The organism is Paenibacillus sp. DMB5, assembly GCF_001517085.1.
In the GTDB taxonomy this organism is placed as follows: Bacteria; Bacillota; Bacilli; order Paenibacillales; family Paenibacillaceae; genus Paenibacillus_AQ.
This window is the reverse complement of the sequence record NZ_LRAC01000124.1, coordinates 303,431-318,489: the sequence shown is the minus strand read 5'-3', so window position 1 is coordinate 318,489 and position 15,059 is coordinate 303,431. Positions and strand designations below refer to the sequence as shown.

Here is a 15,059-nt window from a genome sequence, read left to right as displayed (position 1 = left end):
CGTTTAAGTGATAGCGGCTCATTAACCATTGCTGCTTCTTAAACCAAGTTATTATAGGAGGCTATGCCATGATTCCATCTGCTGCCGGTTCCGGCCAAACGGTACCTGAAGCATCCGGCAAGTACCCGGCTCTGTACAGAAACCGGACCTTTCTTTTTCTTTTTAGTGCCAGTACCTTATCGGTTCTGGGGAATGCCTTTCATGCGCTGGCGCTCAGCCTGTGGGTGCTGCAGGAAACAGGCAGCGCGAGGATGATGAGCATCCTGACAATCAGCAATCTTCTCCTCTGCTCCTTGCTGGGCAGTGTGACAGGTACGCTTGCCGACCGGATGAACCGCAGAACGCTGATTATGTGCTCCTATCTTGTCCAGAGCATAGCCGTACTGGCAATAGCCTTCACGCTCACCCTGAACTCCCCGTCCTACATACTTATCATTTGCCTGACCGGCATCGTGACCGCAGCCGGCCAGTTCCAGGCCCCTGCCTTCCAGGCTTCGCTGCTTCCGGTCGTCGGTAAAGATTACATACAGCAGGCGGCGGGCTGGATGACCCTGTCCGAGAATATTTCGCGGACGCTGGGCTATGCCTTAGGCGGTATATTTGTCGCAGCCGTCGGCGGAGCCTGGGCTGTATTCGTAGACGGAATGACGTTTATGCTCGCGTGCCTGCTGGTTGCAGCCGCCGGCTCTTTTGCTGGTAATGTCCCGGCCGCTGATACGGCCCGCTCCTTTAAACAGGATGTGGCCGGAGGCTTCCGCTACATCTGGGGCCATGCCTTTGCCAGATCTATTACCATTCTGCTGCCGGTGCTTACGATGTTTTTCCTGTCCTGCCTGATGCTTACCCAGGTAATGGCCGTCCAGGTCTGGAAAGCGACGCCGTTACAGTTCGGACTGCTGGAGAGCAGTATTCCACTGGGCTATATGCTGGGTTCAGGGATGATTATTCTGGCAGGAAAAAGACTGAAGCACCGCGGTATCGTTGTGTCCGCAAGCCTGGTACTGCTCGGTCCGCTCTATATCCTTCTGTCCGTCACCTCAGCGATGAACGCGGCTCTTCCCGTCATTCTGCTGATCGGCTTCACTTTCTCCTTCAGTACTCTGCTGATCAATATCATCCTGAGGCTGGAGGTGCCCGGAGAGCTGCAGGGCCGGATGTTCGGCGTATTGGGCTCGCTGATGAGTGTCGCCCCACCGCTCGGTTTGGCGGTGTTCTCAGCAGGTGCGGATGCATTCGGAGTCTCCATGGTCATGGGTGCTGCAGGGGTATTGCTCAGCCTGTTCGGTACCGCCGCAGTGTTAACGCTCAAGCAGATCCGCAGATATAAGTGAAGCCATCTGGGCTGTTTTATAGTAAAATGTGGAGAATCAGAGCCAAACAGCGCTTGCCGGAAAAAAGAGGTGATAAAGAATTGAGCAGCTATGATGATATCATGTGTTACCTGCGCAGAAATCCGCTGAAAAATGTGACACTGCTAAAAATGATGACTGCCTATCATCAGGTTATGGACAGTTATTTGGTGGAACAAGCAGAGCATTGGGGGATTCTGCTGCTATTGCCGGCTGATGTCTTTGCCTATGACAGGAGGGTATATCCGGAAGCGGATTATGTTGTACTCATGGATTACAGCAATCCGGAAGTGCTCTCTGATCTCATAAGCAGGATTCCCGCAGATGCCAGCCTGGTGTTCAAGCTCCAGCAGGAAGCGAGGATTGCTGTTGCCCCTCATTTTCCGCTAACACAGGTCCGCAGCTTCTATTCCTACACCACCACCCCCGGCCAAATATTCAAACCGGATATGGAAGCTATCGTTAACGATCAGATAGATGAGCGTCTGCTGCCGCTGTGGATGGAGAACGGTTATACACCGGAGGAGATTGCACAATATTTTGAGGACAGCGCCTTTTCGGTAGCCATTTATAAGGAGTTGACTCCGCTCAGTACTTGTATCGTTTTCCGCAACGGGGAGCAGATCTGGGAGATCGGGGCAGTGCATACAGCGGAACCGGCCGGAGACAGGGGCTGGCTGTCCGTGTAGTCAGAACAGCGCTGCATTATACCTTGGCACGCGGTTACATACCGAGATATCAGGTGCAGGATACCAATATAGCGTCTATCCGCCTGGCTGAAGCTGCCGGGCTGACATTGGCAGTCAAGCTGGAGCACTGGATCAATTACACCCCAGAGCAGAAATAAGTGAAATCGGGGTCTGCTATACCTGAAACGAATGTAATATAATGGACGTATGAGCTTTTAAAAAAGACGAAGCAACCATTACTTTTTAGAAGGAGTTTATCATGAATTATCAACCGTATGGTCAGCAACAGGATTACTATCCGCCCCCGCCGCCTCCGCCGGCACACACTAACGGCAAATCCATCGCCTCTCTCGTACTGGGGATTCTCTCCATTGTAACCCCTTATATCGGCCTTCTCTTCGGAATCGTGGCGATTATACTGTCCGCGCTATCCCTGAAGGAAATCCGTAACCGTTATGAGGGCGGCCGGGGCCTGGCCATTGCCGGACTGGTCTGCGGGATTGTCGGAACGATTATTTACGCCCTGCTTATCCTGCTGTTCGTTGTAATCATTCTGTTTGCGGCCGGAGCAGAGGACAGCATCAGCAATTTCTACTTCAATACCAATAATATCTAAACAGCGACGCGGAATATAAAGGGAAACGAAATCAAATGTGAAAAAAGCATCAGACACCGGTTTCGAAACCGGAATCTGCTGCTTTTTTACTGCGGCGGTGTCCCCTTCGACAGCTGAATGTTAATATTCGCCTGCTGGCGGTATTCGGTCGGCGTAAGCCCGGTCCTTTTACGGAACATTTGGGTAAAATGCTTCATGTCTTGGTAGCCGACCCGCTCAGCGATTTCGGCCAGCTTCAGCTTCGGATTCAACAGCAGCAGCCTGGCCTGCTCCAGCCGGAGCGAGGTTACATATTCCTTATAGCCCTGTCCGGTCTTCTGCTTGAACAGCTGGCTGAAATAAGCCGGATTGAGAAAAACGACAGAAGCCATCCGCTCCAGGGAAAGGTCTTCCGCATAATGCTCCCGGATATAGTGCAGCGCCACTTCAACCGCCTTCTCCCCGCTGCCCTTCACCGGCTCCAGCTCAAAGGCCTGTGAAGCCGAGGCTCCCGCATCCGCTTCACTACCTGCGGCACACTGCTGAAGTCATGGCTTAATCCGGAATACAGCAGCTGAAAGGGAATTTTCAGATAATGGCTAAGATGCTCCTGCACCTCCGCCTGAAACTTCCCGATCTGAGCATGTTCTTCCAGGGTGATCAGACCCAGCAGGCTCCGCCGGTCATAGCTGACCACAAAACCGCGCCCGTGCCGCTCAACCAGCTCCGACAGCACATTTTCCACGATAAAATGCTCCAGCCTTACCCCGCCTTCACCTGGCTCAAGCTGCACCATCACCAGATAATAGCAGCTGTAGTCTGCGATAAAAGGGCTCAAATCAAGATTGCCTATATCAAGTCCCGAAGCCAGCCGCTGAAATACCCCTTCCCGCAGGAAGCGCAGACTGGCCCGCAGCCGCTCCCCCTGCCTGGATAAATCGCTATCCTGCTGAATCTCCTCAGTCAGACTGCTGATAATCTCCTGCAGCTTGCTTTTACCGATCGGCTTGAGCAGATAATCCCGGGCACCAAGCCGGACGGCCTCCTGGGCGTATGCGAATTCGCTGTGGGCCGAGATGACCACCCATTTCACGTAAGGAAATCTGCGCCTTGTGATCTTCATGAATTCAAGACCGCTCATCCCCGGCATCAGAATATCGGTCAGGACAATGTGAATATGCTGCTCCTCCATCAGCCTGACCGCGTCCTCGGCCCGTTCCGCAACATATACCTCATACTCAGGATAGAGATGCTTGATGGTGCGCATGATACCTTCTCGGATAACCCGTTCATCGTCGGCGATGAGTATGTTCATGTAATCAGGTCTCCTTCCCCGGTAAGCGGCAGCAGGATCGAAACTCTGGTCCCGGTCCCCGGATAGCTCTGAATCTGCAGCCCGTAGCTCTCCCCGAACATATGCTGCAGGCGGCGGTGCAGATTCTGGAGTCCGATGCCGCTTTTGCCGGATTCTCTGGGACCTCTGCCATCCAGGGAATCAAGCAGGTGCTGCAGCTCCGTTTCCGTCATGCCGTTGCCGTTATCTTCTATCACCAATTTAAGTATATTGTCTTCCTCGCAGGTATACACCTTGAGAATGCCCTGCCGGTCCAGCGGCTCCAGACCATGCTTCACCGCATTTTCAATGACCGGCTGCACCGTCATCTTCGGCACCTTAATGCCCAGCCAGTGCTCTCCGACATCCGTTACAATCTTCAGCCGGCCTTCCAGGCGGATCGAGATGATGGCCAGATAATGGCCGGTCTGCTCCAGCTCTTCCGCAAGTGTAACCTCTGCCCCGTCCTCCCAGTGGCTGCTATAACGGAACATTGACGAGAGGGAAAGCACCAGCTCCCCAAGCTGCTCATTGCCCTCCTCATCCAGCATCCAGTAGATCATATCGAGCGTGTTGTACAGAAAATGCGGATTCACCTGGGACTGCAGCGTGCAGCTCGGCGTTCTTTTCACTGACGGACGACAGCTTCACACGTTCAATCAGCTCCTCGATCCGCCGGACCATCCGGTTGAAAGAAGCAACGAGAATGTTGATCTCCTGATAGGACGACACATTGACCATTCCGCGGAAATTCCCGACCTCCACCTGCCGCATTTCACGGATAACCTTCTTCAGCGGGGAAGAAATGGTTCTTGAGACGATGAACGCAATCAGTGTGGAAACCAGAATCAGAATCGAAATGACAATCAGAAGATAGCGCTTCATCTCGACCAGCTCCACATTGAGATCCTTATCCGGCGTAATCGACATGACCCACCAGCCTGAAAAAGAGAGCTTCGAGGCCACAATCAGCCTGTCCGTCTCCTGCTTCACCATCACATCCTCATAAGCCGGCAGGGCGGGCAGATTCTCTACTTCCGGTGTAGGATCAGTAGCCGAGGAGACAAACCGTCCGTCCTGCGACATCAGATACACCTGGCTGTGCTCGCCGAGCTTCAGGTTGTCCAGCGCATCCAGCACCGGCTCGGGATTGGTCTCATACAGGACAATGCCGATCGGCTTATGCTCATTGAGGTCAAAAATCTGCCGTCCGAAAGCGAATACAGGACTGTCCTCCACCTGGTCGATCAGCGAATGCTCATAGACGCCGAGCCAGACCATTTTACCGGAGGAAGCCTGCAATTGCTTGTACCAGTCGGTTGTTTTATAATCCGGATCGACCACATTCATATAGTTGCCGTAATTATAAATTTTGCCCTTGTCGGTAATGACATGAATGCCTACGAGATCATCACGCGAGTAAAAAATAGAGCCGATGATATTCGTAATCGTCTGTTCGTTAATATAGGCCACCGCCGGTTCATCGGTTGTTTCATTGAGCAGGCGGATCATTTCAAAGTTATTGCTGAGCGACTTGGACAGCGCGTCATATCCCTTATAAAGCAGGGTGAACAACCCGGCCGTCTGGGCGACATTCTTCTGCGACAAATCGCTGATTTTTTCATGCAGCTGCTCGGTAGTCCGGTTATAGTACAGCAGACTGACACTAACCAGAATACTGGACATGCAAAAAAGAAACAGCAGAAACAACCGGTAATGGATGGAATGAAAGCCGTTTCGCATAAGACTCTCCTCCCTCGCCCCACCTGATCTGTCCTGCCGTTCCCTATTATAATTCCAACCCTTTTTGGAAAGCAACGGCTTTTAGCCTTTGACCGCCCCCGCGACCATTCCTTTCGTAATCCGGTTCGACAGAAAGAAGTAGATCAGGATCACCGGCAATGCCCCCATGACGAGAAAAGCCCCGATATTACCGTAGTTGACCGAATACTGGCTGACAAAGGTGTATACCCCAAACGGCAGCGTCTTCAGCTTCTCTGCAGAGATGAACGTGGCGGCCAGAATATACTCATTCCAGATATTAATGAACGTCAGAATGCACACCGTCATAACTGGCGGAACCGACACCGGGAGAATGATGCTGGTAAAAATCCGGTAAACGCTCGCCCCGTCGATAAACGCTGATTCTTCAATCTCATGCGGAATATCGCGCATAAAGCCTGACAGGATAAAGACGGCAATCGGTGTGGAAAAAGCGATGTATGGCAGAATCAGCGACCAGTGCGTATTGAGGACATGGATATTTTTAAAAATAATCATCAGCGGCAGCAGCGTAGCCTGCATCGGGATCATCATCCCCATCAGGAAAATAGTCATCACCACACCGCCGTACTTCCAGCGGAACCGGGAGATGGCGTAAGCCACCATGGACGACAGCACAATGACACATACCATCGTAATCCCCGTAACAAACACGCTGTTGCCCAGGTACTTCAGATAGTTGCCCGAAGTATAAGCCTCGCTGTAATTATGCCATTGAAAGGATTTGGGAAAGGAAAAAAAGCTACCGTCCATAATCTCTTCATTCGTCTTGAGTGAGTATAATAGCAGCCACAGCAGCGGATACAGCTGGGTTACTACAGGAATGGCGAACAGCAGATACACGATTCCTTTTTTGAATGTTTGCATCACCGTGCACCCCTTGTCTAATTGAATTTACGGTCGATTCTGTTAAAAATCATATTGATAAAGCCGGTGAAGACCAGGCATACCACAACGAGGAAGGTCGCGATCGCACTGCCGTAGCCGTATTTAAAGGAGCCGAACGAGCTGTTGTACATGTGCGTGGAAATGACATCAGTGGCATGTGCCGGACCGCCGGCAGTCATGACCATAACCAGATCAAAGGCCTGCAGCGAGCCGATAAAAGCAAGCACAATCGATATTTTGAAAATCGGGACAATCAGCGGAAGGGTGATGTAACGGTCGGCCTTGAAGCCGTCTGCCCCGTCGATTCTAGCTGCTTCATAGAGCTCATCGGGAATATTTTGCACACCTGTATATTGAATCAGCAGATGATAGCCGAAGTATTGCCAAAGGGATACGAAATACAGGGCGTACATCGCAATTTGCGGCTCCGTCAGCCAGTTATGCGTCCAGCTTTCCAGCCCCAGGGAGACCAGCACACCGTTCAGCATACCGCCCATGGAGGTAGGATTGTAGACGGTTTTCCACAGTTGTCCAATGATGACGACAGACAGAATGACCGGTGTAAAATAGATCGACACCAGTGTATTGCCTCTGCGCAAATAACGGTTCAGCAGAATCGCCATGAGCAGACACAGCGGAATTTCCACCATGGAAGCAACGGCGTACAGCAGGGTTCTTTTTACGGAAGGCCAGAACACAGGATCATTAAAGAACATATCCTTGAAATTGCCAAGCCCGATAAACGTCGCGGCCGACAAGCCGTCCCATTTCAGCAGACCTGTATATACGGATACCAGTATGGGTATGAACACAAGGCACACATATAAGAGCAGACACGGCAATACGAAGACGGCTATTGTACGCGCTGGCACCTTAAGTACTTTCATCTTTCCCGCCTCCAGATCAAGCAGATTCTTTTATCTAGGCCCATTACAATCCGGTGCGGAGCAGCTTTAGATCGGCTGTTATCCGCACCGGAGATGGGGAGTGTGTTATTATGTGGGGCCGGAGCCCCTGAAAACTAAACCGTTAATGCTTATTCCTTGTTGGCTTCAAAAGCCTGCTGGTGCTCTTTTGCCACTGCCGCCGAATCCACCTTCTGCACGAACAGATTCTGGATGCTGCTCAGGTGAACCTGTGCGGTTGCCGGATTCATCGTGTTGTCAAAAGCGAGATCCCCGCCCTGAACCTGGTTAAACAATCCGGCAATGTTGACAGCAAGATCGGAGTATCCTGCCGCTTTCAGGTCACCGTCCACCTTCTGGCCAAGTCCTACGGCATTCTTCAGCTCGAATTGTTTTTTCGGCAGATTGGACGCAAAGAAATTCAGGAAGTCCTTGGTTTCGGCCAGATGCTCGCTGTTCGCGGAGATCGCGAAGGCGCTGCCCGGTGCCAGCATGAATTCGTTCGGATTGCCTTTACCGTTAACCGTAGGGAACTGGAAGGCGCCTACCTTGCCGGCTACAGAGGATGCGTCGATCGCGCCGGTCTCCCAGGAGCCGATAACCCACATAGCGGCTTTGCCGGATTTGAAAATATTGCCGCCGGCATTGGCATCAATCGAGGTTGCCCCATCCGGGAAGGCCCCAGCCTGCACCAGCTGCTGGAATGCATCTACCGCTTCAATGAACGCAGGATCTTCGAACGTTTTCTTGCCGCTAAGTACATCCTGCAGGAAGCCCGGTCCGCCGTTTGTGCGCAGAAGGATATTCATGAACAGGAAGGAACCGGTCCAGGAGTCTTTTTCCCCGATTGCCAGCGGTGTGATGCCCTTCTCCTTCAGGATCTTGACATCCTGCAGCATTTCCTCAAATGTGGTAGGCGTATTTGCAATACCGGCTTGCTCGAACAGCTCTTTGTTGTAGTACACAACCTCAATGTTATTGCCGTCCGGGAGTGCGTACACGTTGCCGTCGAAGCTGTAGTAATCCAGCAGACCTTCCTGATAGGTATCCTTCAGCCCGTTCTGGTCCAGCACATCGTTCAGCGGAGCGAACAGCCCGGCATCCACGAACGGCTTCATCTGCGCAGCCGGGTTCACAATCGTAATATCAGGCACTTCCTTGGAAGCGGCCTGTGTTTTTAACTTGACCTTTTGCTGGTCCGTATTCAGCGTATCCAGCTCGATCGTTACATTCGGATGCTCCTTCATGTACTGCTCAGTCAGCTCGTTGATCATCTTGTGCGAAGGCGTTGCCGGGTCCGGATAGATGTTCTGGAAGGTAATCGTTACTTTTTTGCCGCTGTCCGGTGCAGGCTCTGCTGCATTTCCGCCGCTGTTCGTGCTGTTTGTGCTCTTGGGTGCGTTAGTGGCTGCGGAGTCGTTAGCATTATTGTCCGAGTTGCCGCATGCGGCCAAGCTGAGTGCCATTACTGCGCTGAATCCGATTGCCAGTGATTTCTGCATGTTTCTTTTGACCATTGTTTGTATGCCCCCTAACTCGTGATAGGCTAATTATCATCCCATTAAGCGCTTCCAACAAGGTGGGAACTGCAGAATAAAGGTTTGTTTTTTCTATATTGATAGGGCTGGAATGGGGTGGCCTCGATGGCGGGTTGGAGCGGAATGGAACGGGATGCTACGGATTGGAACGGGATGCTATCAGCGGTTGAGGCTCGCAGATTATTTGGGTGCAGGATTTAGGTGGATTTTTGCTACTTAATTCTGCTGTTTATCAGAATTGAAGATCATTAAGTGGTAAATCATCACTTAAATTGGCCGGAATCCCGCTTTTGGAGCGGAAACGTTAAAATTAAGTAGCGTTTTTCCAACTAAAATCTGATATAGAGCGAATGACTTGGAATTAGATGGCGAAATTCCACTTAGTTTAATCAGCTCACTCCTAAATGTAAATGAAATCGCACAAAAAAGAGCAGCCGCAGCTGCTCCTTTTCTGAGGGTAGGCGTTGTACAGTAACACTTAACGCTGCCCGTATGATCAATTGTATTGTATACAGCAGATCGGTTGCACAAAATACAATCACAATTAAATTCCGGCTCATCAAGTGCCACTCAGGGGAGGTCACGCTAGGTTTCTCCCCTTTTCACTGCCCCCGCTGCCACTTATCCAGCACTCCCTGCAGTCCCGGCACATCCAGCCCGTCCAGGGAAAAGGCCTTGCGCAGCAGTTCATGTGGGATGAATTCATCGTATTTGCCGAGGTAGGGAGCCTCATCCTTGCTGAGCAAGGACAGCGGGTCGGACGCAGCGGTCGTCTCCGCAAGAATCGCCGCCTCCAGCGTCTCCGCATCCGCCTTGCCGGCGACGACCATGTAGTATGGCTCCATCGGCACGACGGATCGCAGGCCAAGCGGACCCTTGAGGTTGTTCTTCAGCAGGCGTTCCAGTGTACGGAACTGCCGGCTTCCCGCCCATGGCAGGATAAAGATCGAATCGCCGCCGGCCGGCAGCACCTCGCGGGTAAGCAGCCCGCTCTCCTTCGCCAGCCGGCGCGCCCGCTCCAGTCTGGCGGCTGCGCTTGGTGCAAGGTACGGATATATCGCTGTCGAGCCCAGCACCTCACGGATCTTGGTCATGATGCGGGTATGCACATCACCGCCTGCGCCAAGCCATAGGGTGTCTACCTTGCCGCGCGAGCTTTTGACGTAAACCGCTTTGTGGCGGTTGTCGACCTCTTCGATCTTCCACAGCTTACCGGCAAGGGTGAAGCAATAGCCCGGCGGCGGTACGGTGGTAATAGAGCCAATCTCCTCGGTGCCGTTGTACACGACATGCTCCTCATCGTCCTTGAACACCGCGTAGAAACGGAAGTTGTTCACAATCTTCTCGCCGGCCAGGCCGATCAGCACCGTGCCCTCATCCATCATCTCGATATGACCCATCGCGATCATGTATTCCATAAAAGCATCATAATCCGCAGGATCTATCCCGCGGAAGGATGGCAGTGTCAAGACTGCCTCCTTCAGATCCTCCGGCTCGGCTTCACCCATGCTCTTGAGGATGCTCATCGTCTGATGATAGAGCAGCCCCACCGGCAGCTGCCGCACGTTCAGCGGCTCAACCCATTTCTCGCGCACGTACAGCTCGATGACAGCAATGGCCCGCAGCAGCGTCCACGGCATCCGTGCGGGAAGCTGCGCCTCCTCGTCCTCCTCCTCGGGCGTGACAAAGATCATCTCGGACGCGGCATCGCCTCGCCGCCCGGAACGCCCCAGCCGCTGCACGAAGCTCGCGCAGCTGTAAGGCGCGCCGAGCTGCAGTACGCGCTCCAGCTCGCCAAGGTCAATGCCCAGCTCCAGCGTCAGCGTCGCTGCGGTAACGGCCGGGCCGGAGCCCTCGCGGAGCGCGGCCTCCGTCTCTTCGCGCAGCATCGCCGAGATGCTGCCGTGGTGCACATGGAACACGTCGCGCTCCCCGCGCTTCGCGGCCACCCGCCGCATCTCAAGGATGGTCTCCTCCGCATCCGTGCGGCTGTTCGTGAAGACCAGCGCCTTCTTCAGATGCGTATGGTCGTAGATAAACCCGTAATACGCCTGGCGCGCCAGCTCCAGGCGTTCGGCCTGCACCTCGTCCCGCGCATCCGGGAACGAGAAATGCTCCACGCTCAGCCGGAGCTTGCGCCCGCCCTGCGGCGCGGACACCTCTACGCTCTCGCGCGTGCCGGCGGCCAGCCACTCCGTCACGGAGGCGTAGTCGCTGAGCGTAGCGGAGAGCCCGATCCGCCGCGGATGGCAGCCGGCCATCCGCGAGATCCGCGCCAGCTGGCTGAGCACCTGGATGCCGCGGTCCGCGCCCATAAACGCATGCACTTCATCGACGATGATGAAGCGCAGATCATGGAACAGGGCCGGAATGGCATTCGGCCGGTTCATCAGCAGGCCTTCCAGCGACTCCGGAGTAATCTGGAGGACGCCGGAAGGCTTCTGCATCAGCTTGGTCTTGTCAGCCTGCGGCACGTCGCCGTGCCAGTGCCAGACCGGGATGTTGCCTTCGCGCAGCAAATCATTTAACCGTGTGAACTGATCATTGATCAGCGCCTTGAGCGGCGCGATATAGAGGATGCCCACGGAATCGGACGGCCGCTCATACAGCTCGGTCAGCGCCGGAAAAAAAGCCGCCTCCGTCTTTCCTGAAGCCGTCCCGGAGGCGATCAGCAGATGATGCGGCGTGTCGAACAGCACGCGGCAGGCATCCACCTGGGCCTCTCGCAATGTCTCCCAGCGGTTTTTGTATATAAACTCTTTAATAAACGGAGCAAGCCTGTAGAACGGGTTGCTGCTCATAGGTCAAACTCCGCAAGCAGGCCGTCCAGATCATTCTCATCGGTTGCATCCGGTTTAATCGTCCGCTCACCTACAAGCTTCTCAAAGGACAGCTCAGGGTGCTGGCTCAGCGTGTGCAGCAGATCCATGAAGTCACGCACGATTTCGCGCGGGGTCAGCAGCTCGTCCGCCCCCAGCCTGCCCACAGCCTCTTCCATGAAATGCACCAGCTGCTCCTGGGTCAGTCTTGCTTCATAGCCGTAGTGCAGGGCGTGAATATCCCGCAGCTTTTGCAGCAGCACCAGAATTTCTTCATGCGAAAGCATCTCCAGCGCAATGATCGGCCCGGTAAAGTTGCTTAGCCCCGCTGCACCGTAACGCCCTGCAACCAGCCGTGAACGAAGGGCCTCATAACTGAACAGGCCTCTCCGCCCGTCCTCGACAAACTGCGGGGTGCCGCCGATGAAGATGCCCAGGCGCTCCGCCTTGCCTTGCATCGTATCGTTGAACATGGTCAAGAGCTTCTCATAATTGCTCTGCCGTGAGATGCTGTTGGTGATTTTATAGAGATTCACGCCTTCATCAATGAACAGCAGCAGTCCCTTATACCCAATTGCCCCGGTGAACTCCGCCCAGAGCTTCATATAATCGTACCAGTTATCATCGTCAATGATACGCCGACACCAAGCGCCTTTCGCGCCTCTGTCCGGGTGGCGAATTCGCCCCGCAGCCAGCGCAGCGCATCCTGCTTCAGCTCATCCTCGGCCAGCTTATGGCCGTTCCAGTAAGAGGCCAGCACCTTGGCAAAATCAAAGCCGTGCACTAAGCCCCGCATCCCGGAGGCGACACTGTAAATCCGCTGCTCCACCTCTTCCGCAAGCTGCGGAGCGTCGGCTGTAAGACCCTTCTCCTGCATTACAGCCTGCTGAAGCCCCATAATCCATTTCTGCAGCATGATCTCCAGCGCTCCGCCATCCGGACGGGTGCGGGTCGACAGATGGCTCATCAGCTCCCTGTAGGTTGCCAGTCCCTGACCTTTCGTGCCCACCAGCCTGCGCTCAGGCGACAGATCGGCATCCGCGACCACAAAGTCACGGTCCATCGCATAGTTGCGGATAATCTGCAGCAAAAAGCTTTTGCCGCTGCCGAATTTACCGGTAATCAGCTTGAAGGCCGCGCCGCCGTCCGCAATGTTCTCCATGTCCCGAAGTATCGCCTCCACCTCAGGCCGGCGGCCGACAGCTATATGCTCCAGCCCGATCCGCGGCACGACTCCGGCAGTCAGGGAATTGACCAGTGCCGTTGTCATCCGCTTTGGTATTTTTAATTCACTCATTTAATCATTCACCTCATTAAGTAAATCCAGCATCGGCTTCCATTCCTCAGCCAGCTCCCCGCCGTCAATCAGCAGATCACCAAGTATATTCATCGCAAGCTCATTGATCTCATCATACAGCAGCTCTGCCATCGTTCCGGCAGCTGCGGCAATTCTGTCAACCTGGACAGGCCCGTTATCCGCGGCCAGCGCCAGCAGCACCTTCCGGTGCAATGGAAGCAATTCTGCGCTTAGCTCCTCCCATTCCGGAGTGACACCGGCAGACGTCTGTACAACCGCAGCTTCTCCTTCAGCAGCAATATTGTCCTCAAGCGGCTGGCCATAATCCTGTTCCAGGTTGTTCTCAGCTTCCATTAAAATTTGTTCACGTTCCAATATCCCCGCATGCAGCTGCTCTGAACCCTGCTCCCGGCTATCAGCCTGAACCATTTCCGCTACATACTCCTGCTCCTTAAGCGGCTCATCATATACCTCTACTGTCAGCAGGCTGCGGACAACCTCGGAATCGCTCTGCAGCTGTTCCAGCTTCGTCTGGTCTATGACAACTGCCGGACCCTTGGCCTCCTGCTCCGCTTTGCGGAATTCCCGCTGCAGGTATTTGGTAATCAGCTCGTCCATGTCAGGGTCTATCCGGATATCCTTCAGCCGTCCGCGGAAGCCCATAAGCTCCCGCAGCTTGTTCTCGGTCAGCCGGAACAGGCGGGTAATCAGGCTGCGCAGCGGCAGCAGCTTGCTGATCCTCACGACAGGTACAAGTACAGAATAGCCATAACGCGAGATATCATATACCGCACTGCGGAACAGGTAGCGCTCCCGCATGACCGGAGGCCCTGGAGGGAACTTTTCGATCAGCCGTGCCCCGTGCTTCCTCGCGACATAGGCGTCGATTAAGGCTACCACCTGCGGTATGTAGCGCTCAGACGCTTCTTTTCCCTCACCGGCATAGAACTTAGATTTGCTGATATCATAGTCAGACATCACAGTCAGAACCTCGAAGGTCAGCTGCTCCGGGGCGGTGCTGAGACAGCGAAGCAGTTCGATCTCCGCCAGATCACCGGATAATCCGCGTGTACGCGCAACGATCAGCGACAGGGGAACGTCAAGCTTGTGTACAAATGAAAAGTCCGCCATCCAGCTGCCCAGGTATTGATCCAGCCGTTTATATTGGGCCCGGTAAGCTTCCCAGATCAGCCCCAGCTGCCGGTAACCGTCATTCGGATCACGCCAGCCGATACCGTTAATCAGCTCATACACATGCAGAAAAATGTAAGACAGATCCGTCTTCGGATACCGACCCTGTCTCACTTCATTCCGCCAGAAGAAGTACCAGCGGCTCTGCTCGGCGGTCATATGGCTGTAGGTCGGCCAGTAGCTTTTGAACGGGACAAGCTTTGCTTCATCTGCAGTCATATCCTCCAGCTCAGCCGCACGCTGTACGAACTCGCTCTCTGTCTCCTTCTTGGCGGGCGAAGCGGAGGACGCTGTACGCGGCAGAGGAGGAGCAGACTTCATCCGGGGTTCTTTGGGCGGCACATTCCACTCTTTGGGCTGTTCCGTCTTCTGCACAGACTGTCCCATAGAAGCCGGCGGGCTGCCCTGCTCCAGATCCCACAGCTGCAGCTGCTGCGGAGCGCTTCCGTCAGCCTGTCCGCTTTTTGCCGTCTTTTTCATCACAGAGCTGTGCTCTTCAGACGGGTTGTGTCCGGATTCCCGCGGTGGAACCGCCATATCCTGTTCTGTACTCTCCCAGACCAGCTCCGAAAAATGCAGGCCCTGCCTGTCTCTCGCCATCCGTAATCTCCCCACTCGTAAACATTAGTCATTTCAACATTATATCATATGCGTGTCTGCCTGATGCAGCGGT

8 protein-coding genes and 3 pseudogenes are annotated in these 15,059 nt (G+C 54.1%); 3 read left to right on the top strand and 8 right to left on the bottom strand.

The genetic code is table 11. The features are described 5' to 3' along the window. Positions 1–68: 68 nt before the first annotated feature. From AWJ19_RS16275 to AWJ19_RS16265, 3 genes are all read left to right on the top strand, one after another. Positions 69–1,331: an MFS transporter gene (locus tag AWJ19_RS16275; RefSeq protein ID WP_082707929.1), complete on the top strand. Its 1,263-nt coding sequence runs from the start codon at positions 69–71 to the stop codon at positions 1,329–1,331. A gap of 80 nt (positions 1,332–1,411) precedes the next feature. Then, positions 1,412–2,038 carry a hypothetical protein gene (locus AWJ19_RS16270; RefSeq protein ID WP_068725222.1) on the top strand — a complete coding sequence of 209 codons (627 nt, stop codon included), beginning with the start codon at positions 1,412–1,414 and terminating at the stop codon, positions 2,036–2,038. A 259-nt stretch (positions 2,039–2,297) separates the two neighbouring features. After that, complete coding sequence (locus tag AWJ19_RS16265) at positions 2,298–2,654, top strand: DUF4190 domain-containing protein (RefSeq protein WP_068725220.1); 357 nt, start codon at positions 2,298–2,300, stop codon at positions 2,652–2,654. 86 nt (positions 2,655–2,740) lie between these two features. On the opposite strand, the pseudogene AWJ19_RS16260 reads toward AWJ19_RS16265, so the two are convergent. From AWJ19_RS16260 to AWJ19_RS16225, 8 genes and pseudogenes are all read right to left on the bottom strand, one after another. Beyond that, positions 2,741–3,948, bottom strand: a pseudogene (locus tag AWJ19_RS16260) (response regulator). Beyond that, a pseudogene (locus AWJ19_RS16255) lies at positions 3,945–5,709 on the bottom strand (sensor histidine kinase). Before AWJ19_RS16255 ends, AWJ19_RS16260 begins: the two co-directional pseudogenes overlap by 4 nt. Positions 5,710–5,790: 81 nt before the next feature. Then, positions 5,791–6,615, bottom strand: a complete 825-nt coding sequence (locus AWJ19_RS16250) for a carbohydrate ABC transporter permease (RefSeq protein ID WP_068725219.1) — start codon at positions 6,613–6,615, stop codon at positions 5,791–5,793. 17 nt (positions 6,616–6,632) lie between these two features. Then, positions 6,633–7,523: a sugar ABC transporter permease gene (locus AWJ19_RS16245; RefSeq protein ID WP_068725217.1), complete on the bottom strand. Its 891-nt coding sequence runs from the start codon at positions 7,521–7,523 to the stop codon at positions 6,633–6,635. Between the two features lie 149 nt (positions 7,524–7,672). Beyond that, the gene (locus AWJ19_RS16240; protein ID WP_082707928.1) at positions 7,673–9,058 is read right to left on the bottom strand and encodes an extracellular solute-binding protein; all 1,386 of its coding nucleotides are present in this window, start codon (positions 9,056–9,058) and stop codon (positions 7,673–7,675) included. 623 nt (positions 9,059–9,681) lie between these two features. Further along, positions 9,682–11,880, bottom strand: coding sequence for a DEAD/DEAH box helicase (locus AWJ19_RS16235; protein WP_068725215.1), 2,199 nt, complete (start codon positions 11,878–11,880; stop codon positions 9,682–9,684). Then, positions 11,877–13,195: pseudogene (locus tag AWJ19_RS16230) on the bottom strand (ATP-binding protein). Before AWJ19_RS16230 ends, AWJ19_RS16235 begins: the two are co-directional and overlap by 4 nt. Next, positions 13,196–14,986 (bottom strand): TerB N-terminal domain-containing protein, encoded by a 1,791-nt coding sequence (locus AWJ19_RS16225; RefSeq protein WP_068725214.1) that lies wholly within the window; start codon positions 14,984–14,986, stop codon positions 13,196–13,198. It lies immediately after the preceding pseudogene. Positions 14,987–15,059: the final 73 nt, after the last annotated feature.

Coding starts and splice junctions, on each gene's coding strand:
- AWJ19_RS16275 (WP_082707929.1), top strand. CDS start 69: ATGATTCCATCTGCTGCCGGTTCCGGCCAAACGGTACCTGAAGCATCC.
- AWJ19_RS16265 (WP_068725220.1), top strand. CDS start 2,298: ATGAATTATCAACCGTATGGTCAGCAACAGGATTACTATCCGCCCCCG.
- AWJ19_RS16250 (WP_068725219.1), bottom strand. CDS start 6,615: ATGCAAACATTCAAAAAAGGAATCGTGTATCTGCTGTTCGCCATTCCT.
- AWJ19_RS16245 (WP_068725217.1), bottom strand. CDS start 7,523: ATGAAAGTACTTAAGGTGCCAGCGCGTACAATAGCCGTCTTCGTATTG.
- AWJ19_RS16240 (WP_082707928.1), bottom strand. CDS start 9,058: ATGGTCAAAAGAAACATGCAGAAATCACTGGCAATCGGATTCAGCGCA.
- AWJ19_RS16235 (WP_068725215.1), bottom strand. CDS start 11,880: ATGAGCAGCAACCCGTTCTACAGGCTTGCTCCGTTTATTAAAGAGTTT.
- AWJ19_RS16225 (WP_068725214.1), bottom strand. CDS start 14,986: ATGGCGAGAGACAGGCAGGGCCTGCATTTTTCGGAGCTGGTCTGGGAG.